Below are 21,974 nucleotides of genomic sequence, written 5' to 3' on the forward strand. Positions count from 1 at the left end.
AGGCCACTACCCCACCAACAAGCTGATAGGCCGCGGGCCCATCCCCAGCCGGAAACCCTTTCCACCACCCACCATGCGGTGCGCGGTGACCATCCGGTATTAGCCCCAATTTCTTGGAGTTATCCCAGAGCCGGGGGCAGGTTGCCCACGTGTTACTCACCCGTTCGCCACTGATCCCCACCGAAGCGGTTCACCGTTCGACTTGCATGTGTTAAGCACGCCGCCAGCGTTCGTCCTGAGCCAGGATCAAACTCTCCGTAGATGTTCAATCACCGGCTGAGAACCGAGACCTGACAGATCTCGATCAATCAACCAAAGGAATCCCCCCGCGCCCGAAGACACGGACGGGGTTACTACTTGGCACTGACTTTCGGCACGCTGTTGAGTTCTCAAGGAGCGGACGCACACCCATTCGACCCTCTCGGGCTTCCTCGGTGGCTTTGTTGTCCATCTCTGCGCCCGCAACGGGCGGCTCCTGCTGGGGCCTCCCCGCTCGCCCTCCCGGGCTGTGCGGCGCGCAGAGAGAAAGTTACGTGTCTGTCGTAGCCGTGTCAAACCGGCTCCGTCGTGACGCCGGACACCGTTCCGGAACCGGCGTGTCACGTGGTGTTCACACAGCCAGGCGTCCCCGTCAGCCGCCGGCGGACACCCGCTGCACCCCGGCGATCGAGCGCTTGCCGCGCCGCAACACCAGCCAGCCACCGGGCAACCAGGCGTCGTCGCCAGGCACCGCGTCGGCGTCGGTCACCCGCTCGTTGTTGAGGTAGGCGCCGCCCTCCTTCACCGTCCGCCGGGCCTCGGACAGGCTCGAGACCAGGCCGGTCCGCTGCAGCAGGGCGGCGACCGTCGGCGTCTCGCCGTCGACGGTGACGCTGCCGGCCTCCCGGAGCGCAGCACCCAGGGTGTCGGCACCGAGCGCCGTCAGGTCCTCCCGGCCGAACAGCGCACGCCCGGCCGCCTCGGCCTGCCGCAGCTCCTCGGGCCCGTGCACCAGCGACGTCAGCTCCTCGGCCAGCGCCCGCTGCGCCGCCCGGGACGCGGGGCGCTCCGTGCTCTCGGCGACGAGCGCGGCCACCTCCTCGGCCGGCCGCTCGGAGAACTGCGGCAGCCAGGTGAGCGCGTCGGCGTCGTCGGCGTTGAGCCAGAACTGGAAGAAGGCGTAGGGCGAGGTGAGCGCCGGGTCGAGCCAGACGGTGCCGCCCTCGCTCTTGCCGAACTTCTGCCCGTCGGACTTGGTGACCAGCTGGGTGGAGAGGGCGTGCACCGCGGCGCCCTCCACCCGGCGGACCAGGTCGATGCCCGCGGTGAGGTTGCCCCACTGGTCGGAGCCGCCGGTCTGCAGCGTGACGCCGTTGCGGCGGAACAGCTGCAGGAAGTCGTGCGCCTGCAGGATCTGGTAGCTGAACTCGGTGTAGCTGATGCCTGCCTCGGAGTTGAGCCGCGCGCTCACCGCCTCCTTGGCCAGCATCCGGCCCACCCGGAAGTGCTTGCCGAGGTCGCGCAGGAAGTCGATGGCCGACAGCGGTTCGGTCCAGGTCAGGTTGTCGACGTAGACCGGCGCCGACACCCCCTCCTGCTCGGCGGGCCGGTCGAGGAAGGGCGCCAGCTGCCGGCGGATGCTGTCCACCCATCCGGCCACGGTCGAGCGGTCGTTGAGCTGGCGCTCCGCGGTGGGCCGCGGGTCGCCGATCAGGCCGGTGGCCCCGCCCACGAGCACGACCGGCCGGTGCCCGGCGCGCTGCAGCGCCCGCAGCACCATGACCTGCACCAGGTGCCCGACGTGCAGGCTCGGGGCCGTCGGGTCGAAGCCGCAGTAGTAGGTGACCGGTCCGGCCGCGAGGTGCGCGCGCAGCGCCTCCTCGTCGGTGGTCTGGGCGATGAGCCCGCGGCGCTGCAGTTCGTCGAGGACGGAGGAGGTCACGAGCCGATTCTCTCCGTGCTCGGGCGGACGTCTCCCCGCGGGTGGCGGACGGGGACGGCGGTCACGACGCCCCGGTCTGCCCGGGGGTGCGACGGCGCGGGTTGCCACCCGGGCGGAAGGTGCTCACCGACGCCGCCCCCGTCTCCCAGAAGCGCCACGGCAGCTCGGTGGCTCGGCTGATGCCCACCCGCGGTCCGGCCGAGACGCCCGCCGGCGCCTCCCCCGCGTGCAGCCGTACGGACGACGCCGGGTCGAGGACGTCGGCGCCGCCGTCGCCCGGGCCGATGCCCAGCGCCGCGGTCAGCCGGGCCGGGCCGCGGGCGAGGTCGCGCGCGACACGAGCCGAGGGACGGCGGGCGGCGGCCAGGTCTTCCCCCACCACCACCTCGCCGGCCCGCAGCAGCACCGCCGAGGCACGGCCGGTGGGACCGACGACGACGTTGGCGCACCAGTGCACGCCGTAGCTGAAGTACACGTAGAGCCGCCCGGGCGGACCGAACATGATCGCCGCCCGCGGGGTCGGGCCGCGGTGGGCGTGCGAGGCGGGGTCCTCCCCCTCCCCGGAGTACGCCTCCACCTCCGTCAGCCGGACGGCGACGCTGCCCTCGGGCCGGTCGGTCACCAGCCAGCAGCCCAGCAGCGCCGGCGCGACGACGTCGACCGGCCCCAGCAGCTCCCCGGCGGTGACCAGCCGGCCCGGCGGGGTCAGAGCGCGGCCGCCACGGGCGAGTCCGCCGACCAGCGGCCGTGCGCGGCGGCGACGTCCTTCAGCGCGGCCAGCTGGCCGGCGACCCGCTCCGGCGCCGTCCCGCCCCGGGTGCTGCGGGCGGCCAGCGCGCCCTGCACCGACAGCACCGAGCGCACCTCGGGGGTGAGCCGCTCGTCGATGCCGGCGAGCTGGTCGTCGTCGAGCTCGTCGAGCTCGAGCCCGGCCTCCTCGCAGAAGGACACCATCGCGCCGGAGATCTCGTGCGCCGAGCGGAACGGGACGCCGTTGGAGACCAGCCACTCGGCGACGTCGGTGGCCAGCGCGAAGCCCTGCGGCGCGGCGGCCTCGAGGACCTCCGGGCGCAGCGTGAGCGTGGCGACCATGCCGGTGACCGCGGGCAACAGGAGCAGCAGCTGCTCGAGGGAGTCGAAGACCGGCTCCTTGTCCTCCTGCAGGTCGCGGTCGTAGGCCAGCGGCAGGCCCTTGAGCATCGTCAGCAGCCCGGTGAGGTTGCCGACGAACCGACCGGACTTGCCGCGCGCCAGCTCGGCGATGTCGGGGTTCTTCTTCTGCGGCATGATCGACGACCCGGTGGCCCAGGCGTCGTCGAGGCGGGCCCAGCCGAACTCCGTCGACGTCCAGAGGACGACCTCCTCCCCCAGCCGGGACAGGTGGACGCCGACCAGGGCGGCGGCGAAGCAGAACTCCGCGGCGAAGTCGCGGTCGCTGACCGCGTCGATGGAGTTCTCCGCGGCGCGGTCGAAGCCGAGCTCGGCGGCCACCGCGTCGGGGTCCAGCGGCAGCGAGGACCCGGCCAGCGCACCGGAGCCCAGCGGGCTGACGGCGGCCCGGCGGTCCCAGTCCTGCAGCCGGTCGACGTCGCGGGCGAACGCGTGCGCGTGGGCGAGCAGCTGGTGGGCGATGAGCACCGGCTGGGCGTGCTGCAGGTGCGTCATGCCCGGCGCCGGGACGTCGAGGTGGCGCTCGGCCAGCCCCATCAGCGCGTACTCCAGCGAGGACAGCTCGCCGACCAGCGCGCGCACGTTGTGCCGCAGGTACAGGCGCAGGTCGGTGGCGACCTGGTCGTTGCGCGAGCGGCCGGCGCGCAGCTTGCCGCCGAGGGCGCCGAGCTTGCCGAGCAAGCCGCGCTCGAGGGCCTCGTGCACGTCCTCGTCGGCCTCGACCGGCGCGAAGGTGCCCGCGGTGACCTCGGCCGACAGCTCGGTGAGCGCGCCCACCATCTGCGACAGCTCGTCGTCGGTGAGCAGGCCGGCGCGGTGCAGCACCCGGGCGTGCGCGCGGGAGCCGGCCAGGTCGTAGGGGGCCAGCCGCCAGTCGACGTCGGTGGACTTCGACAGCGCCGCCATCGCCGGTGACGGCCCACCGCCGAAGCGGCCGCCCCAGAGCCGGGTGTGCGAGGCGGGGGCGGTCGGGTCGGTCACGGGGTGGATCCTCCGGGCGGGTCGAGGACGGGCGGTTCGGGAGGGGGCTCGTCGGACAGGTCGCTGTGCAGCTCCGGGTAGACCGCCGGCGTGCGGGCGGCCAGGGCGCGCAGCCGCTCGGCCAGCGCCGGTCCGCCGTCGGGGTCGCGGGAGACGACCAGCAGAGTGTCGTCGCCGGCGATGGTGCCCAGCACGTCGGGCAGGCCGACCTTGTCCAGCGCCGAGGCGAGGAACTGCGCCGCGCCGGGCGGGGTGCGGAGCACCGCCAGGTTGGCACTGCCGTCGGCGCTGGTGAGCAGGTCGGCCAGGAGCCGGGTGAGGCGGGCCGGCGCGGCCTGCGCCGGGCGGAGCGGGGCGTTCTCCGGCGGCAGCACGTAGGACGCCGGGGCGCCGTCGCTGCCGCGCAGCTTGACCGCGCCGAGCTCCTCGAGGTCGCGCGAGAGCGTGGCCTGGGTGACCTCGATGCCGCCGGCGGCCAGCAGCGCCGCCAGCTGGGTCTGCGAGGTGACGGGCTGGGCGGTGATCAGCTCGGCGATGCGGGCCTGCCGCGCCGAGCGGGTCAGCGCAGAGGTCACGCCGATCGCTCCAGGGGTCGTCGGCAGGCGTCGGGAGCACTCCGCCGACACGACGCGGTCACGCGGACCGCTCCAGGAGCCAGGTCAGGAGCGCCTTCTGGGCGTGCAGCCGGTTCTCCGCCTCGTCCCAGACCACGCTGGCGGGTGAGTCGATGACCTCGGCGGCGATCTCCTTGCCGCGGTAGGCCGGCAGGCAGTGCAGGACGACGGCGTCGTCGGCGGCCCGGTCCAGCGCCGCCTCGTCGACGGCGTAGGGCAGGAACGGCGCGACGCGGGTGTCGTACTCGTCCTCCTGGCCCATCGAGACCCAGGTGTCGGTGGCGAGCACGTCGGCCCCGTCCGCGGCGGCCGCGGCGTCGGGGGTCCAGAGCACCGAGCCGCCGGTCTCGGCGGCGATCTCGGCCGCCCGCTTCAGGATCTCGGGCGCCGGCTGGAACTCCCCGGGCGAGCCGATCCGCACGTGCATCCCGGCGGTGGCCCCGCCCAGCAGGTAGGAGTGCGCCATGTTGTTGGCGCCGTCGCCGAGGTAGGTCAGCGACCGGCCGGCCAGCGACCCCTTGTGCTCGATCACGGTCTGCAGGTCGGCGAGGACCTGGCAGGGGTGGAAGTCGTCGGTCAGCGCGTTGACCACCGGCACCCGGCTGGTGGCGGCCATGGTCTCCAGGCGGTCCTGGCCGAAGGTGCGCCACACGATCGCCGCGACCTGCCGGTCCAGCACCCGGGTGGTGTCCTCCACCGGCTCGCCGCGGCCGAGCTGGCTGGCCCCGGCGTCGATGACCAGCGGGTACCCGCCGAGCTCGGCGACGCCGACCGAGAAGGACACCCGGGTGCGGGTCGAGGGCTTGTCGAACAGCACGGCCACCGCCCGCGGCACGCCGTTCGCCGCCCGCAGCGGGGTGGGCGCGGCGTCGGTGTGCCGGGTGCGCTTGAGCTCGGCGGCCAGCGCGAGGACCTCGGCCTGCTCGTCGGGGGTCAGGTCGTCGTCGCGGGTGAGGTGCCGGGTCACGGGGCCGTCTCCAGTGCGGTGTCGAGGGCCGCGGGGAGGGCGGCGACGAAGGCGTCGACCTGGGCGTCGGTGAGGACCAGGGAGGGCGCGAGGCGCAGCACGTCGGGGGCGACGGCGTTGGCGAGGAAGCCGGCCTCGCGCAGCGCGGCCTCCAGGGCGGCGGCGACCGGCGCGGTGAGGACGACGCCGAGCAGCGCGCCCCTCCCCCGGACCCCGGCGATCCCGGCGGAGCCGAGGCCCTCGATGCCGGCGGTGAACCGGTGCTCGAGCTCCTTGGCGCGCTCGAGCAGGCCCTCGTCGCGCATCGTGTCGAGGACGGCGAGTGCGGCCGCGCAGGCGATCGGGTTGCCGCCGAAGGTCGACCCGTGCGAGCCGGCGGTCATGAGCTCCGCGGCATCGCCGAAGGCCAGCGTGGCGCCGATCGGCAGGCCGCCGCCGAGGGCCTTGGCCAGCGTGACCACGTCGGGCTGCAGGCCGTCGGCCTGGTGGGCGAACCAGTGACCGGTGCGGCCGGTGCCGGTCTGCACCTCGTCGACGGCGAACAGCGCGCCGGCGTCCCCGGCGGTGCGGGCGGCCGCCGCGAGGTAGCCCGGCGGCGGGGGCTGCACGCCGCCCTCGCCGAGCATCGGCTCGAGCAGCACCATCGCGGTCTGGTCCGAGACCACGCCGGCCAGCGCGCCGGCGTCCCCGTAGGGCACGTACCGGACGCCGCCGGGCAGCGGCGCGAACGCGGCGGCCTTCGACGGCTGGCCGGTGAGCGCCAGGGCGCCCATCGTCCGGCCGTGGAAGGCGCCCTCGGCGGTGACCACCTCGGGCCGCCCGGTCAGCCGGCTGATCTTGAAGGCGGCCTCGTTGGCCTCGGCACCGGAGTTGCAGAAGAAGACCCGCCCCGGCCGGCCGGCCAGCTCCAGGAGCCGCTCGGCCAGCGTGACGCCGGGCTCGTGCATCGCCAGGTTGGAGACGTGGCCGAGGGTCTGCGCCTGCCGGGTGATCGCCTCGACCACCTTCGGGTGGGCGTGGCCGAGGATCGTCGTCGCGATGCCACCGAGCAGGTCGGTGTACTCGCGGCCGTCGACGTCCCAGACCGTCGCGCCCTCGCCGCGCGCGAGCGCGACCGGCGGCGTGCGGTAGTTGCCCATCATCACGGCCGACCAGCGGGTGGCCAGCTCCTCCGTGCGGGTCATGCCGGCTCCTCTCCGGTCAGCGTGTCGTCGGATGCCATCGCGGCGGGGACGACCATCGTCCCGGTGCCCTCGGTGGTGAACATCTCCAGCAGCAGGGCGTGCGGGGTCCGGCCGTCCACGACGGTCGCCCGCTTCACCCCGCCCTCGACCGCCCGCAGGCAGGCGGCCATCTTCGGGACCATCCCGGCGTCGAGGCCCGGCAGGATCTCGGCCAGCTCGGCGGCGTCGATCTGCTGCACGAGCGAGTCGCGGTCGGGCCAGTCGGCGTAGAGGCCCTCGACGTCGGTGAGGACGACGAGCTTGACCGCGCCGAGCGCCACGGCGAGCGCGGCGGCGGCGGTGTCGGCGTTGACGTTGTGCACCACGCCGTCCCGGTCGGGGGCGACGGTGGCGACCACGGGGATCTTGCCGGCGGCCAGCAGCGCGGTGACCGGCCCGGGGTCGACGGCGACGACGTCCCCGACCCGGCCCACGTCGACCGGCTGACCGTCCACGACCGCCGTCGTCCGCTCGGCGGTGAACAGGCCGCCGTCCTCCCCGGACAGGCCGACGGCGAGCGGGCCGTGCTGGTTGACCAGCCCGACCACCTCGGGCGTGACCTGGCCCGTGAGGACCATGCGGACCACCTCGACGGTCTCGTCGGTGGTCACCCGCAGGCCGCCGCGGAACTCGCTCTCGATGCCGAGGCGGCCGAGCATCTCGGTGATCTGCGGGCCGCCGCCGTGCACGACGACGGGCAGGATGCCGCAGGTCCGGAGGAACACCATGTCCTCGGCGAACGCCCGGCGGCACTCCTCGTCGACCATGGCGTGCCCGCCGTACTTGATCACCACCACGTTGCCGTGGAACTCGCGCAGCCACGGCAGTGCCCCGGTGAGGACGGCGACCTTGCGGGCGTCGCCCTCGGGGTCGTCGGTCCGCATGACGCGGGTGGTGCCGATCCGGCGGCGCGGCGGGGCCGGCTCGTCGACCCGGACGTCGGGCGGGGTCGGGTCCTGCGCCTCGGGGGTGCTCCCGTCGCCGGTCACGTCGAGTACGCCGAGTTCTCGTGCACGTAGGCGATGGACAGGTCGTTGGTCCAGATCGTCGCCTGCTCGCTGCCGGCGCGGAGGTCGACGTCGATGGTGATGGCCCGGCCGGTGAGGTCGACGCCCTCGCGCGGGTCGCCGATCGCGCCGCCGCGGCAGACGGTGACGCCGTTGATGGTGACGTCGACGCGGTCGGGCTCGAAGGCGGCGTCGGTGGTGCCGATCGCGGCCAGCACCCGGCCCCAGTTCGGGTCGTTGCCGAACAGCGCCGTCTTGAGCAGGTTGTTGCGGGCGCACGCCCGGCCGGCGGTGAGGGCGTCGCCGACGGTCGCCGCGTTGCGGACGGTGATCGCGATGTCCTTGGTGGAGCCCTCGGCGTCGGCGAGCAGCTGCATGGCCAGGTCGGTGGCCGCGGCGGTGAGCGCCTCGGCGACCTCCGCCGCGCCCGGCGTGACCCCGCTGGCGCCGTTGGCCATCGCGACCACGGTGTCGTTGGTGGACAGGCAGCCGTCGGAGTCGACCCGCTCGAGGCTCACGCCGGTGGCGCCCTTCAGCGCCGTCTGCAGGGTGGCGCTGTCGACCGCCGCGTCGGTGGTGAGGACGACGAGCATCGTGGCCAGGCTCGGCGCGAGCATGCCGGCGCCCTTGGCCATCCCGCCGACGCTCCACCCGTCGCGCTGCACGACCGTCGTCTTGGGGACGCTGTCGGTGGTCATGATCGCCCGGGCGGCGTCGGGACCTCCGTCGGCGGCGAGCGCCTTGGCCGCGTCGGTGACGCCGGGCAGCAGCTTGTCCATGGGCAGCCGGACGCCGATCAGCCCGGTGGAGGCGACCGCGACGTCGACGGCGCCCAGCCCCAGCTCGGCGGCGGTGTGCTCGGCGGTGGCGTGGGTGTCGCTGAACCCCTCGGGGCCGGTGCAGGCGTTGGCGCCGCCGGAGTTGAGGACGACCGCCCGCAGCCGGCCGGTGGCCAGCACCTGGCGGCTCCACTGCACCGGCGCGGCCGGGAAGCGGTTGGTGGTGAAGACGGCGGCGGCGTTGTCCTGTGGGCCGTCGTTGACGACCAGCGCGACGTCGGGGGCGCCGCTGCTCTTGAGCCCGGCGGCGACGCCGGCGGCCCGGAAGCCCTGGGGCGCGGTGACGGTCACTGGGCATCCTCCGGTGCGATGGTGGTCATGGCGCGACCCCCACCAGCGGCAGGCCGGCGGTCTCGGGCACGCCGAGGGCGATGTTCGCGCTCTGGATCGCCCCGCCGGCGGTCCCCTTGGTGAGGTTGTCGACCGCGGCGACGACGACCAGCCGGCCGGCGTCGGGGTCGACGGTGACCTGCACCGCGACGGTGTTGGCGCCGAGCACCTGCGCGGTCGTGGGCCACTGGCCCTCGGGCAGCAGGTGCACGAACGGCTCGTCGGCGTAGGCCTGCGCGTAGGCGGCCCGGGCGGCGGCGGCGTCGATCCCCGCCTGCAGCGGTGCCGAGCAGGTGGCGAGGATGCCCCGGCTCATCGGGACGAGGGTGGGCGTGAAGCTCACCTTCACCGGTGCGCCCGCGGCCGCGCCCAGGGTCTGCGCCATCTCCGGGGTGTGCCGGTGCCCGCCCCCGACGCCGTACGCGCTCACCGAGCCCATGACCTCGCTGCCGAGCAGGTGCGGCTTGGCCGCCTTGCCCGCGCCGGAGGTGCCGGACGCGGCGACCACGACGACGTCGGGCTCGACCACGCCGGCGGCCAGCGCCGGGGCCATCGCGAGGGTGACCGAGGTCGGGTAGCAGCCGGGGACGGCGATCCGCCGCGCACCGGCCAGCTTCTCCCGCTGGCCCGGCAGCTCCGGCAGGCCGTACGGCCAGGCGCCCGCGTGCTCGCCGCCGTACCAGCGCGCCCAGGCCGCCGGGTCCTCCAGCCGGTGGTCGGCGCCGCAGTCGATCACCAGCGTGTCCTGGGACAGCTGCGCGGCGATCGCGGCGGACTCCCCGTGCGGCAGCGCCAGGACGACGACGTCGTAACCGGCGAGGTCCTCCGGCGCGCTGGGCCGGACCTCGAGGTCGGCGTAGGGCAGCAGGTGCGGCTGCAGCTCACCCAGGCGTCGGCCGGCGCTGCTGTTCGCGTGCACCCCGGCCAGGCGGAGGTGCGGGTGACCGGCGAGCAGCCGGCACACCTCTCCCCCCGCGTACCCGGTGGCGCCGGTGACCCCGACCGTCCACGTCTGCCCTGTGTTCACGATGCATGACCATACAGGCTCGTGCATGACCTTCCATCGCGGGGGTCCCGGAGTGCTCCTCCGGGCAGTCGTGCTCTGCCCACAGGTGTGAGCAGAGCACGACCGGCGGCGAGACCACTCGGTGGGCGTCCTTCGAGCTCTGCCCACAGGTGGGGGCAGAGCACGACCGGCGGCGGGGACAGGATGTCCCGGTGCTGACCGCGTGCCTCAACGGCGCCCGCCGTCCCGCCGCGCACCCGGCGCTGCCGGTCACCCCGGCGCAGCTCGCCGCGGACGGGGCGCGGGTGGCCGCACGGGGAGCCGGGGCCGTGCACCTGCACGTCAAGGACGCCGCCGGGGCCGACTCCCTCGCCGCCGGGCCACTGGCCGAGGTGCTCCCCGCCGTGCGGGCGCGCGTGCCGGGGCTGCCCGTCGGCGTCACCACCGGCGCGTGGGCCGCACCGGACCCGGCCGACCGGCTCGCCGCGGTGCGGTCCTGGACCGTGCTGCCCGAGTCCGCCTCGGTCAACTGGCACGAGCCCGGCGCCGAGGAGGTCGCCGGACTGCTGCTGGACCGCGGCGTCGGCGTCGAGGCGGGACTGTGGACCCCCGATGCCGTCCGGGCCTGGCGCTCGTCCCGCCTGCGCGACCGCTGCACCCGGGTCCTCCTCGAGCTGCCCGACGGTCCCGGCGAGGCGACCACCGCGGAGCTGGCCGGGGACATGCTGACCGCCCTCGGCGCGGCCGGCGTCCCGGCGCAGCTGCACGGCGAGGGCACGAGCACCTGGCCGGCGCTGCGGGAGGCCGTCCGGCTCGGGCTGGACACCCGGATCGGGCTCGAGGACACCCTGCTGCTCCCCGACGGCCGCCCGGCCGACGACAACGCCGCACTGGTCTCCGCGGCCCGGGCGCTGGGCGCCTGAGCGGCTCAGCCCAGCGGGTCGCCGTCGCCGTACGGGACGAGCCGCAGCTTCCGGGCGTCACCGTCCGGCGCCGTCGCGCGCAGGGTGTCCAGGTCGTCGACGCCGGCGCGGAAGAACCGGCCCGACCACTGGTCGAGCTCCCCGGCGGCGACGGCCACCACCAGGTCGACGACGTCCTCGGGACGCGTCCAGTCGGTGCGTCCCTCGTGCATCGGCATCGCGCGGGTCATCGCGGTGTCGACGACGCCCGGCGCGAGGTCGAAGGCCCGCACGCCGTGGGCCGCACCCGCCAGGTCGATGGACTCGGTGATCCGCATCTGCGCGGTCTTGCCGGCCGAGTAGGCGCTGTAGTGCGGGTTGGCGCGGGTGCTGATCCCGCTGGCCAGCCCGACCACCCGCCCGCTGCCGACGGCGACCATCCCGGGCAGCACGGCGCGGGCGACCAGGAACGGCCCGCGGACCTGGCTCTCCACCACCTGCCACCACTGGTCGGGGTCGGCCTCCCACAGCGGCACCTCGGCGGCGTCGATGAGGCCGGCGTTGTTGACCAGCAGGCCGACCGGCCCGAGTTCGTGGGTGACCTCGGCGACGGCGGCGTCGACCGCGGCACGGTCGGTGACGTCGGCGGGCACCGCGAGCGTGCGGGCGCCGGTGGCCGCGGCGATCGCGTCCATCGCCGTCCGCAGCCGGTCACCGCCGCGCGCGATCCCCGCGACGGCGGCCCCGCGGGCGGCCAGCCCCTCGGCGAGGTGCCGGCCGATGCCCGCCGACGCACCGGTGACCAGCGCGACGGTGCCGGACAGGTCAGGCCCGGACATCACGCGTCGGCGCTGCGCAGGGTGATGCCCTGCAGCTCGACGACGGCGAGTATGCCCTCGCGCACGTGCGCGACGTCCGCGGCGGTCAGGGTCCGGTCCGGGGCGCGCAGCACCAGCGAGTACGCCAGCGACCGCGACCCGGCCGGGACCGGCGGGCCGGACCAGACGTCGAACAGGCGCACCGCCTCGAACAGCTCCCCCGCTCCCCCGCGCACCAGCGACTCGACGTGCGACGCGGTGATCTCGTTGGGCACGACGAAGGCGAGGTCGAGGAAGACCGGCGGGAAGGTGGAGAGCCGCGGCCCCACGGGCACCGGGGCCGGCGGCAGCGCGTCGACGTCGAGCTCCATGACCGAGGTGCGGGCCGGCAGGCCGAGCGCGGCGCACACCCGCGGGTGCAGCTCACCGGCGTACCCGACGACCCGGTCGTCGCCCCCCTCGCTGACGACCAGCTCGGCGCACCGGCCCGGGTGCCAGGGCGCGGCCTCGCCGGGGCGGACGAACAGCTGCACGCCCGCGGCGGCGGCCACCACCCGGGCGGCCTGGACGGCGTCGGCCCAGCCCGCCGCGCGGCCCGGCCCCCACCAGCCGCGCGGTTCGCGCTGACCGGTCAGGGCCACCGCGACGTGCCACGGCTGACCGGGCACCGCGCCGAGCAGGGCGGCGAGGACGTCGTCGTCGGGACGGCCGTCGACCCCGGGCAGCGGCGCGGGGGCGCGCACGCCGCCGAGGAAGACCGCGCCGTGCTCGAAGAGGGCGACGTCGCGCCGGCCGCGGGCCAGGTTGCGGGCCAGCGTGGCCAGCAGGCCGGGCACCAGCGTGGTGCGCAGCGCCGGCTCCTCCTCCGACAGCGGGTTGCGCACGAGGACCACCCGGCGGCGCTCGTCGTCGTCGGCCAGACCGAGGGCGTCCAGCGCCGGGGTGCCGACGAAGGGGTAGGACGGCGCCTCGACGTAGCCGGCCTCGGCCAGCACCCGGCCGATCGCGCGGCGGCGGCGCTGGGTCTCGGTGAGCCCGCGCCCGGGCGGTGCCGTGGGCAGCACCGAGGGGACGTCGTCGTAGCCGGCGAGCCGGACGACCTCCTCGACGAGGTCGGCGGGGTCAGTGAGGTCGGGGCGCCACGTCGGCGGGGTGACGGTGAGCGTGCTGTCCCCGACCTCCACCGCGCAGCCGACCGCCTCGAGCAGCTCGACCACCTGGGCGGGCGGGTAGGGCACGCCCGAGACCCGGCCGGGGCGCCCGGCGTCCAGCCCGATCGCCGGCCGCGGGCGGCGGGTGTCGACGTCGACCGGCGCGCCGACGACGCGGGCGCCGCCGTACTCGGCCAGCAGCTCCGCGGCGCGGGCCATCGCGGCGACGGTCATCTCCGGGTCGACGCCGCGCTCGAAGCGCTTGGCGGCCTCGCTGGGCAGCCGGTGCCGGCGGGCGGTGCGGGCCACGCCCGTGGGCTCCCAGTGCGCCGCCTCGAGCAGCACCGCGGTCGTGCCGTCCCCGATCTCGGTGGAGGCCCCGCCCATGACCGCGGCCAGCCCGATCGGGCCGGTGTCGTCGGTGATGAGCAGGTCGTCGCCGGAGAGCTGACGGTCGGTGCCGTCGAGGGTGGTGAGCCGCTCCCCCTCGCGGGCGCGGCGGACGACGATCGGCCCGGTCACCGCGTCGCGGTCGAAGGCGTGCATCGGCTGCCCGAGCTCGAGCATCACGTAGTTGGTGACGTCGACGGCCAGCGAGATCGACCGGATGCCGGACTGGGCCAGCCGGCGGCGCATCCACCACGGGCTCGGCGCGGTCGGGTCCAGGCCCTCCAGGGCGACCATCGAGAACCGGTCGCAGCGGTCGGCGTCGGCGACCGTGACCTCCCACGCCGGCTCGCCGGACCAGCCGGGCAGCGCAGCCGCACCCGGGTCACGCCAGCCGACGGCCAGGCCGGTGCTCATCTCGCGGGCGATCCCGCGCATCGAGAGGCAGTAGCCGCGGTCGGGAGTGACGGCGAGCTCGATGACGACGTCGTCGAGACCGACGACGGGCACCGCGTCGGCACCCGGCTCGGGGCCGTCGCCCCCGCTGGTCAGCACCAGGATCCCGGCGTGGTCCTCGCCGATGCCGAGCTCCCGGACCGAGCAGATCATCCCGTCGGAGACGTGGTCGTAGGTCTTCCGGGCGGCGATCTCGAAGCCGCCGGGCAGCACCGCGCCGGGCAGCGCGACGACGACGGTGTCGCCGACGGCGAAGTTGCCGGCACCGCAGACGATGCCCCGCGGCTCGTCCTCGCCGACGTCGACCCGGCAGTACCGGATCGGCTTCTTGAAGCCGGTCAGCTCCTCGATCTCCAGGACCCGGCCGACCACCAGCGGGCCGGTGACCTCGGCCGGGCGGTGGACCTCCTCGACCTCCAGGCCCAGCCGGACGAAGGCGGTGTCGAGGTCCTCGACGCCGACCCCGGCGGGGACGTCGACGTACTCGGCCAGCCAGCCGACGGGGACCCGCATCAGAGCTCCACTCCGAACGCCTCGGTGAACCGGACGTCGCCCTCGACGATGTCGCGCATGTCGCCGACGCCGGAGCGGAACTGCAGCGCCCGCTCGATGCCCAGGCCGAAGGCGAAGCCGCTGAACTCCTCGGGGTCGACCCCGCAGGCGACGAGCACCCGCGGGTTGACCATGCCGCAGCCGCCCCACTCCACCCAGCGGGGACCGTCGCGGTGCTCGGGGAACCACACGTCGAACTCCGCCGAGGGCTCGGTGAACGGGAAGTAGGACGGCCGCCAGCGGGTGACCGCCTCGGGGCCGAACAGTGCCCGGGCCAGGTGGTCGAGCGTGCCGCGCAGGTGGGCCATCGTCAGCCCGCGGTCGACGGCCAGGCCCTCGACCTGGTGGAACACCGGAGTGTGCGTCGCGTCGAGCTCGTCGGTGCGGTAGACCCGCCCGGGAGCGACGACGTAGACCGGCGGCGTCCGGGACAGCAGCGTGCGGGCCTGCACCGGGCTGGTGTGGGTGCGCAGCACCAGGCCGGAGTCCTCCGGCGCCACGAAGAAGGTGTCCATCATCGTGCGCGCCGGGTGGTCGCGGCCGATGTTGAGGGCGTCGAAGTTCAGCCACTCGGCCTCGACCTCGGGGCCGTCGGCGACCTCGTAGCCCATGCCGACGAACACGTCGGCGATCCGCTCGGTCAGCGTGGTCAGCGGGTGCCGGGCGCCGCGCGGGGTGCGGTCCCACGGCAGGGTGACGTCGACCCGCTCCTCGGCCAGCACGCGGGCGTCGCGCTCGGCCTCGAGCTCGGCCTTGCGCGCCTCGTAGGCCTCGGTGACGGCGACCCGGGCGGCGTTGACCCGCTTGCCGGCGTCGGCGCGGGCGGCCGGGGGCAGCGCGCCGAGCTCGCGGCGGGCCAGCGGCACGGGCGCGCGGTCACCGAGGTGAGCCGGGCGGGCGGCGGCCAGGGCCTCGAGGCCGGCGGCGCGCGCGAAGGCCTCGCGGGCCGCGGCGACGGCGGCGTCGAGGGCCTCGGCGGAGAGGGCCGCGACCTGCTTGGGGTCGTAGGGGTCGTTGGCGCCGGACACGGGAGGCCATTCTGCCCGCCGCCCCGTTCCCCCCGCCCCCGGGTTCTCGGACCCGGCGTCCCCGCGCGGTCCCGGCCTCGGGCGAGCCGTGTAGGCACCGGCTGCCAGGATCGCCCGGGACTGTGGGACGGACTCGGGAGGGACACCGGATGGCGACGCTGCTGGCGCTGGCCTCGGCCGTCGTCTACGGGATGGCCGACTTCGCCGGGGGCATGGCCAGCCGGCGGGCCGCCGCGGCCGCCGTCGTCGCGCTCTCCCAGGGGGCCGGGCTGGTCGCCGTCGTGCTGCTCCTGCCGTGGCTGGGCGGGGACCCCGAGCCGGCCGACCTCGGGTGGGGCGCGGCCGCCGGCGTCGCCGGCGCGGCCGGGCTGCTGCTCTTCTACCGCTCACTCGCGGCCGGCGTGATGAGCGTGGTGGCACCGGTGACGGCGGTGTCGGCCGCGGCGCTGCCGGTGCTCGGCGGCCTCCTGCTCGGCGAGCGGATCGGGCCGCTGGCCGCCGCCGGCATCGCGCTCGCCCTGGCCGCGGTCGTGCTCGTGGCGGCCGAGGACGGGCTGGCCTCGCTGCGGAACGCCCGGCTGGGCACCGTCGCCCCGGCCCTGGCCGCGGGCGCGGGGTTTGGGCTGTTCTTCGTGGTCCTCGACCGCACGGGCGACGACTCCGGCCTCACCCCGCTCGCGGCCGCCCGCGTCGTGTCGGTGCTCCTGGTCGGCGGGCTGGCGCTGACCACGGGCCGCTCGCTGCGGGTGTCCCGCCGGGTGCTGCCGGTCGTGCTCCTGGCCGGGGTGGGCGACATGACGGCCAACGCGCTGTTCCTCGTGGCCACGCAGGTCGGCGGCCAGCTGGCGATCACCGGCGTGCTGGCCTCCCTCTACCCCGCGAGCACGGTGCTCCTGGCGCAGGTGGTGCTCCGCGAGCGGCTGGCCGGCGCCCAGCGGGCGGGCCTGGCCGTCGCGGCCGCCGCCGTCGTCCTCATCGCCCTGCCGTCCTGACCTGCTGCCCCGTCCGGGTGACCTCCCGGCGCGCCGGGCTGCGGCCCGGGTCGTTGCTGCCGACAACCAGGGGGTGACCACCCGTCCCCAGGAGGCACCGGTGCAGCCCGGATCCGATCCCGTCCTCGACCGGGCCCTGCGCGGCGTACGCAGCGCCTTCCAGCCCATCGTCGAGATCGACACCGGCCGCGTGGTGGCCTACGAGGCGCTCGCCCGCGGTCCGGTCGGCCCGCTGGAGCGGCCCGACGCGCTGTTCGCCGCCGCCCGCGCCGCCGGCCGCCTCGCCGAGCTCGACGAGGCCTGCCGCGCCGCCGCCTTCCGCGGTGCCGCCGACGCCGGACTCGTCTCGCCGCTGACCGTCTTCGTCAACGTCGAGCCCGAGGTGCTCGACACCGCTCCGCTGGCCGACCTCGTCGCCATCGCCGAGGGCGCCCCCGGCGACCTGCGGGTGGTCATGGAGATCACCGAGCGGGCGATCGCCGCGCGGCCGGCCGAGCTGCTGCGCACCGTCGAGCGGGTCCGCGAGCTGGGCTGGGCCATCGCCGTCGACGACGTCGGCGCCGAGTCCATGTCGCTGGCCTTCCTGCCGCTGCTGTGCCCCGACGTCGTCAAGCTCGACCTGCGCCTGGTGCAGGACCGCCCCGGCCCGGCCATCGCCGAGATCATGAACGCGGTCAACGCCTACGCCGAGCGCAGCGGCGCCGTCGTGCTGGCCGAGGGCATCGAGACCGAGGAGCACCTCGTCTGCGCCCGCGGGCTGGGCGCCACGCTCGGCCAGGGCTGGCTGTTCGGCCGCCCCGGCCCGGGCGCCGACGAGCGCCTGCCCGTCGGCGAGCTGCTGCTGCCCGGCGCCGGCCGCCCCTCCGGCGCGCTCGGCGCGGTCTCCCCCTTCGCCTGCCTGCCCGACGGCGTCCCGCTGCGCCGCGCCCCCAAGGCGCTGCTCATCGAGCTGTCCAAGCAGCTGGAGCGGGAGGCGATGCGCCTCGGCGAGACCTGCGTGGTGGCCGCGACCTTCCAGGAGGCCCGCCACTTCACCGTCTCCACCACCCAGCGCTACCGCGACCTGGTCGAGCGCACCGGCTTCGTCTGCGCGCTCGGCGAGGACCTGCCGGTGGAGCCGCTGCCCGGCCTGCGCGGCGCGCACCTCGACCCCGACGACCCGGTGCGCGGCGAGTGGGACGTCGCGGTCCTCTCGCCGCACTTCAGCGCCGCGCTGCTGGCCCGCGACCTGGGCGACGAGGGTCCCGACCTCGAGCGCACCTTCGAGTACGCGCTGACCTACGACCGCGCCACGGTCTCCCGCGCCGCGCAGTCGCTGCTGTCCCGGGTGGCCCCGCGGACCGCGGACGCGACGCCGGCCGACTCCCCCGCGCCGCGCCCGCCGGTGCCGGCCGGCCGTCCGGCCGCCGGCCTGGCCGTGGGCACGACGACGGCGGAGGTGCTGCTGCGCCGCGCGCTGGAGGCCACGCCCAGCGGGGTGACCGTCGTCGACATGCGGCTGCCCGACCAGCCGATCGTCTACGCCAACGAGGCGTTCCGGCAGCTCGCCGGCCTGCCCTCGGAGGAGATCCTCGGCCGCAACTGCCGGCTGCTGCAGAGCCCGGACACCGACCCCGGCGCGGTCGCGCGGATCCGCGCGGCGGTCGAGGCCGGGCAGGCCTGCCGGGAGACCGTGCTCAACCTGCGCGGCCCCGACCGGACGCCGTGGTTCAACGAACTGCACCTCGCGCCGGTGCACGACTCCGACGGCACCGTCGTGCAGTACATCGGCGTGCAGGTGGACGTGACCGCGCGGGTGGAGGCCGAGCGCGCGCTGGTCCGCGAGCGCGACCGGACGTCGGCGGCGCTGGCCCGCATCCAGGAGCTGGCCTACACCGACCCGCTCACCGGTCTGCTCAACCGGCGCCGGCTGGAGGAGCAGGTGGAGGCCGCCATCTGGGAGGCCCGCGCCCGCGGCGACGCCCTGGGCCTGCTGTTCGTCGACCTCGACGGCTTCAAGGCGGTCAACGACCGGTTCGGCCACGCCGCCGGCGACGAGCTGCTGCAGGTGGTCGCCGGCCGGCTGCAGCAGCGGGTCCGCCGCCGCGACCTGCTGGCCCGCCTGGGCGGCGACGAGTTCCTCGTCGCGCTGCCCGACCTGCGGCCGGAGACGGCGCTGGCCGAGGCGACGCGCGTCGCCGACGAGCTCACCGCCTCGATCCGCCGTGCGGTGCCGCTGTTCGGCACCGAGGTGCACGTCGGCGCCAGCATCGGCGTCAGCGTCTGCCCGGAGGACGGCGTCGTGTTCGCCGACCTGCTGCACCGCGCCGACCTGCGCATGTACGACCGCAAGGCGGCCACCCGCGGGGTCGCCGTCCGGGCGGCCACCGCCCGCGCGGCCGCGGGGTCGGCACCGGTCCCGGGGCGGGAGCCGGTCCTGCCCTGAGCGCGACGCGGACGGGGGACGGCGCCGCGGCGCCGTCCCCCGTCGTGCTTCAGCGGAACGCAGCCGCGGCCCGCTCCACCTGCTCCCGGTAGGCCGCGCGGTCCTCCTCGCCGTCGCGCGTGAGGTTCCCGTCGTCCCGCCTCACGCCGGCGACGCCGTCGACTCCCTCGCGCAGCACGTCGGCGTGCCCGGCGTGCCGGGCCACCTCGGCCAGGACGTGCACCAGCAGCGTGTGCAGCGTCGGGTGCCGCCGCTCCTCCGACCACCACGCCACCTCGCCGACGGCGTCCAGCGGCAGCGCCGCGACCGTCGCGTCGGCGTGCGCGGTGGCCCGGGCGTACAGCCCCAGGACGTCGTCGCGGGACTCGTCGGCGCGCACCCACAGGTCGTCGTCGTCCCCGGCGCCGGGGTCGTCCCACACCATCGGCTCGGGGAACGGCCGGCCCATGCAGTTGCCGAGGTAGCCGGCCTCGACGCAGGCCAGGTGCTTGACCAGGCCGAGCAGGTTGGTGCCCGTGGCCGTCAGCGGGCGGCGGGCGTCGTACTCCGGCAGGCCCTCGAGCTTCCAGAGCAGCGCCTCGCGCGCGTTCGTCAGGTAGCGCAGCAGCACGGTCTTCGCGGCGTCGTCGTCCACGCCGGCCACCCTGCCAGGGGCGTCCCGGTCCCAGCCTCGGACGCTCAGCCCCGGACGCTCAGTCCCGGACGCTCAGCCCTGGGCGAGCTGGGTGGCGTAGAGGCAGATCGCCGCGGCCGCGGCCAGGTTGAGGCTCTCCGCGCGCCCGCGCATCGGGATCCGCACGCGGGCGTCGGCGGCCCCGGCCAGCTCCGGCGGGACGCCGCGCGCCTCGTTGCCGAACAGCCACAGCACCGGCCCGGCCAGCGCGGACCCCAGCGCGTCGAGCGCGGTCTCCCCGCCGCCGTCGGCGGCCAGGACCGTGACCCCGCCCGCCTGCAGGCCGGCCACCAGCGGGCCCAGCGGCGCCCCGCGGACGACGTCGACGTGGAACAGGCTGCCGGCGCTGGCCCGCACCGCCTTGCCGCCGTACGGGTCGGCCGACCCGGCGCCGAAGACGACCGCCCCGGCGCCGCACGCGTCGGCGGTGCGCAGCACGGTGCCGGCGTTGCCGGGGTCGGCGAGGCCGGCCAGGCCGACGGCGAGCCGGGGCGGCTCGGCGGTCAGCTGCCCGGCGGGCAGGTCGCGCAGCGCGCAGACGGCGACCAGGCCCTGCGGGGTGACCGTCTCCGACAGCCCGGCGGCGGCCCTCTCGGTGACCAGGCGGACGGGGACGGGGGTGCTCGCGAGCAGGTCGCGGTGCGCGGCGGCGGCGGCCTCGGTGGCGAAGACCTCGTGGACGCCGTCCGGCGCGGTCGCCAGGGCCTCCGACACCGCCTGGCGGCCCTCGGCGAGGAAGGCGCCCGCGGCGTCGCGGCCGGCGCGCCGGGTCAGCTTGCGGGCGGCGGCCACCCGCCCCGACCGCTCGGTCAGCAGCTCGCTCACGTCGTCGTCCTCCCCTGCGGCGCGGACCCCGGACACACCGACGCCGCCGGTGCCGGCCCTGGTGGACCGGTCACCGACGGCGTCGGGAGGGGGTGCTCTACGCGGCCTGCTCGCCACCGGCCGGAGCGGCGGCGACGGCCGCCCGGGCGGTCTCCACCAGGGCGGCGAAGGCGGCGGGCTCGTTGACCGCCAGCTCGGCCAGCACGCGGCGGTCGAGCTCGATGCCGGCCAGCTTGAGGCCCTGCATGAACCGGTTGTAGGTCATGTCGTTCTGGCGCGCCGCGGCGTTGATGCGGGTGATCCACAGCTTGCGGAAGTCACCCTTGCGCACCTTGCGGTCGCGGTAGTTGTAGGTGGCCGAGTGGAGGATCTGCTCCTTGGCCTTGCGGTACAGGCGCGAACGCTGACCGCGGTACCCGCTGGCGGCCTCGAGGGTCGTCCGGCGCTTCTTCTGGGCGTTGACCGCCCGCTTCACGCGTGCCACGTGAGTACTCCTAACTCGTTGCGGAGGCGGGGGCTCAGATGCCCAGCAGCTTCTTGAGGGTCTTGGTGTCGGCCGGGGACATGACCTGGTCCTTCTCCAGCCGGCGCTTCTGCCGCGAGCTCTTGTGCTCGAACTTGTGCTGGTTGCCGGCCTGCTCGCGCATGAGCTTGCCGGTGCCCGTCACGCGCACCCGCTTGGCGGTGCCCTTGTGGGTCTTCTGCTTCGGCATGTCCTCGTCGTCCTGTTCGTCCGTCGCTCGTCCGGCGCGGTGCCGTGCGGCAGCACGGAGCTGCCGCACAGCACCGTCGGTCTGTGGTGGTGCGGTCCTACGGGCCGGCCGGTCAGGCCGTGGGGGCGTGGCCCTCCGCGGCCCGGTCGGCCTTCGCCTGGCGGCGGGCGCCGTCGGTCGCGGCCTGGTTCCGGTGCGGTGCGATCACCATGACCATGTTCCGGCCGTCCTGCTTGGGGTTGGACTCGATGACGCCCAGTTCGGAGACGTCGGCGGCGAGCCGCTGCAGCAGGCGGTAGCCCATCTCGGGCCGCGACTGCTCGCGACCGCGGAACATGACCGTGATCTTGACCTTGTCGCCGCCCTTGAGGAAGCGCTCGACGTGGCCCTTCTTGGTCTCGTAGTCGTGCGGGTCGATCTTCAGGCGCAGCCGCATCTCCTTGATGACGGTGAGCGCCTGGTTCCGCCGGGCCTCGCGGGCCTTCTGGGCGGACTCGTACTTGAACTTCCCGTAGTCCATCAGCTTGGCGACCGGCGGCCGGGCCATGGGCGCGACCTCGACGAGGTCGAGCTCGGAGTCCTGCGCCAGGCGCAGCGCCTCGCCGATCGACACGATGCCGACCTGCTCGCCCTCCGGCCCCACGAGTCGGACCTCGGGGACGCGGATACGGTCGTTGATACGGGGCTCGGTGATGGCCTCTCCTCTGCTCTGTCACACGGGAGGAGGCCGCGCCCACCCGGGCACCGGAGACGACGAGGGCCCCGTGAGCAGGTGCTCACAGGGCCCGTCTCGCCGGTGCGGCACCGGCCCGTCGCCGGGCCGGGCACGTCGCGAGGCCCGGCCGGGGCGGGCCGGACTCCGCGAACCGGGACCTGGGCACCTCGACGGTGCCAGGTGGGAGCGGGCTCCTCTTGGGTCAGCGGCCCGGGGCGGGGCCGCTGGAGTGGTTCACGCGCCTCGTGTAGCGGGGAGGCACGCCTATGCTACAGCGTC

General features: G+C 75.7%; 20 protein-coding genes and 1 rRNA gene. 3 read left to right on the forward strand and 18 right to left on the reverse strand.

The annotated features are described in order from the left end of the window. From BM414_RS12435 to argC, 10 genes are all read right to left on the reverse strand, one after another. A 16S ribosomal RNA gene (locus BM414_RS12435) occupies positions 1–262 on the reverse strand; the annotation flags it as partial. Positions 263–631: 369 nt separating this feature from the next. After that, positions 632–1,921, reverse strand: coding sequence for a tyrosine--tRNA ligase (gene tyrS, locus BM414_RS12440; protein ID WP_093579771.1), 1,290 nt, complete (start codon positions 1,919–1,921; stop codon positions 632–634). A gap of 61 nt (positions 1,922–1,982) precedes the next feature. Continuing rightward, positions 1,983–2,663 (reverse strand): DNA-3-methyladenine glycosylase, encoded by a 681-nt coding sequence (locus tag BM414_RS12445; RefSeq protein ID WP_175551580.1) that lies wholly within the window; start codon positions 2,661–2,663, stop codon positions 1,983–1,985. Beyond that, the gene (gene argH, locus BM414_RS12450) at positions 2,627–4,072 is read right to left on the reverse strand and encodes an argininosuccinate lyase (RefSeq protein WP_217644697.1); all 1,446 of its coding nucleotides are present in this window, start codon (positions 4,070–4,072) and stop codon (positions 2,627–2,629) included. Before argH ends, BM414_RS12445 begins: the two co-directional genes overlap by 37 nt. Then, complete coding sequence (locus BM414_RS12455) at positions 4,069–4,647, reverse strand: arginine repressor (protein ID WP_093579772.1); 579 nt, start codon at positions 4,645–4,647, stop codon at positions 4,069–4,071. The genes argH and BM414_RS12455 overlap by 4 nt, the downstream gene beginning before the upstream one ends. A 58-nt stretch (positions 4,648–4,705) precedes the next feature. Beyond that, the gene (argF, locus tag BM414_RS12460) at positions 4,706–5,653 is read right to left on the reverse strand and encodes an ornithine carbamoyltransferase (RefSeq protein ID WP_093579773.1); all 948 of its coding nucleotides are present in this window, start codon (positions 5,651–5,653) and stop codon (positions 4,706–4,708) included. Further along, positions 5,650–6,837, reverse strand: a complete 1,188-nt coding sequence (locus tag BM414_RS12465; RefSeq protein ID WP_093579774.1) for an acetylornithine transaminase — start codon at positions 6,835–6,837, stop codon at positions 5,650–5,652. Before BM414_RS12465 ends, argF begins: the two co-directional genes overlap by 4 nt. Then, the gene (gene argB / locus BM414_RS12470; protein WP_217644698.1) at positions 6,834–7,865 is read right to left on the reverse strand and encodes an acetylglutamate kinase; all 1,032 of its coding nucleotides are present in this window, start codon (positions 7,863–7,865) and stop codon (positions 6,834–6,836) included. The genes BM414_RS12465 and argB overlap by 4 nt, the downstream gene beginning before the upstream one ends. Beyond that, positions 7,862–9,013 (reverse strand): bifunctional glutamate N-acetyltransferase/amino-acid acetyltransferase ArgJ, encoded by a 1,152-nt coding sequence (argJ, locus tag BM414_RS12475; RefSeq protein ID WP_093579775.1) that lies wholly within the window; start codon positions 9,011–9,013, stop codon positions 7,862–7,864. Before argJ ends, argB begins: the two co-directional genes overlap by 4 nt. A 25-nt stretch (positions 9,014–9,038) precedes the next feature. After that, positions 9,039–10,079, reverse strand: coding sequence for an N-acetyl-gamma-glutamyl-phosphate reductase (gene argC / locus BM414_RS12480; protein ID WP_217644699.1), 1,041 nt, complete (start codon positions 10,077–10,079; stop codon positions 9,039–9,041). A gap of 191 nt (positions 10,080–10,270) precedes the next feature. Between argC and BM414_RS12485 the strand changes: the two genes are divergently transcribed. After that, positions 10,271–10,981, forward strand: coding sequence for a 3-keto-5-aminohexanoate cleavage protein (locus tag BM414_RS12485; RefSeq protein ID WP_093579777.1), 711 nt, complete (start codon positions 10,271–10,273; stop codon positions 10,979–10,981). 5 nt (positions 10,982–10,986) lie between these two features. Here the strand turns inward: BM414_RS12485 and BM414_RS12490 are convergent, their stop codons facing one another. The 3 genes from BM414_RS12490 to pheS are packed head-to-tail and all read right to left on the reverse strand — an operon-like array spanning position 10,987 to position 15,352. After that, positions 10,987–11,799 carry an SDR family NAD(P)-dependent oxidoreductase gene (locus tag BM414_RS12490; RefSeq protein ID WP_093579778.1) on the reverse strand — a complete coding sequence of 271 codons (813 nt, stop codon included), beginning with the start codon at positions 11,797–11,799 and terminating at the stop codon, positions 10,987–10,989. Further along, positions 11,799–14,285, reverse strand: coding sequence for a phenylalanine--tRNA ligase subunit beta (gene pheT / locus BM414_RS12495; RefSeq protein WP_093579779.1), 2,487 nt, complete (start codon positions 14,283–14,285; stop codon positions 11,799–11,801). The genes BM414_RS12490 and pheT overlap by 1 nt, the downstream gene beginning before the upstream one ends. Continuing rightward, positions 14,285–15,352 carry a phenylalanine--tRNA ligase subunit alpha gene (pheS, locus tag BM414_RS12500; RefSeq protein ID WP_093579780.1) on the reverse strand — a complete coding sequence of 356 codons (1,068 nt, stop codon included), beginning with the start codon at positions 15,350–15,352 and terminating at the stop codon, positions 14,285–14,287. Before pheS ends, pheT begins: the two co-directional genes overlap by 1 nt. 149 nt (positions 15,353–15,501) lie before the next feature. On the opposite strand from pheS, the gene BM414_RS12505 reads away from it, so the two are divergent. Next, positions 15,502–16,344 (forward strand): EamA family transporter, encoded by an 843-nt coding sequence (locus BM414_RS12505; protein WP_093579781.1) that lies wholly within the window; start codon positions 15,502–15,504, stop codon positions 16,342–16,344. Between the two features lie 100 nt (positions 16,345–16,444). Beyond that, a complete protein-coding gene (locus BM414_RS12510) occupies positions 16,445–18,769 on the forward strand; it encodes a diguanylate cyclase domain-containing protein (RefSeq protein WP_093579782.1) in 2,325 nt (774 codons plus the stop codon). Positions 18,770–18,818: 49 nt separating this feature from the next. On the opposite strand, the gene BM414_RS12515 is transcribed toward BM414_RS12510, so the two are convergent. The 5 genes from BM414_RS12515 to infC all read right to left on the reverse strand — a co-directional run bounded on the left by BM414_RS12515 (position 18,819) and on the right by infC (position 21,623). Further along, the gene (locus BM414_RS12515) at positions 18,819–19,403 is read right to left on the reverse strand and encodes a DinB family protein (protein WP_093579920.1); all 585 of its coding nucleotides are present in this window, start codon (positions 19,401–19,403) and stop codon (positions 18,819–18,821) included. A 72-nt stretch (positions 19,404–19,475) separates the two neighbouring features. Then, entirely contained in the window at positions 19,476–20,267 is a 792-nt protein-coding gene (locus BM414_RS12520) for a TrmH family RNA methyltransferase (protein WP_093579783.1), read from the reverse strand. Positions 20,268–20,364: 97 nt separating this feature from the next. Continuing rightward, positions 20,365–20,751 (reverse strand): 50S ribosomal protein L20, encoded by a 387-nt coding sequence (gene rplT / locus BM414_RS12525; RefSeq protein ID WP_093579784.1) that lies wholly within the window; start codon positions 20,749–20,751, stop codon positions 20,365–20,367. 34 nt (positions 20,752–20,785) lie between these two features. Further along, positions 20,786–20,980, reverse strand: coding sequence for a 50S ribosomal protein L35 (gene rpmI / locus BM414_RS12530; RefSeq protein ID WP_093579785.1), 195 nt, complete (start codon positions 20,978–20,980; stop codon positions 20,786–20,788). Between the two features lie 112 nt (positions 20,981–21,092). Further along, positions 21,093–21,623 (reverse strand): translation initiation factor IF-3, encoded by a 531-nt coding sequence (infC, locus tag BM414_RS12535; protein WP_245784671.1) that lies wholly within the window; start codon positions 21,621–21,623, stop codon positions 21,093–21,095. Positions 21,624–21,974 lie beyond the last annotated feature (351 nt).

The organism is Geodermatophilus amargosae (assembly GCF_900116515.1).
GTDB classification, from domain to species: domain Bacteria; phylum Actinomycetota; class Actinomycetes; order Mycobacteriales; family Geodermatophilaceae; genus Geodermatophilus; species Geodermatophilus amargosae.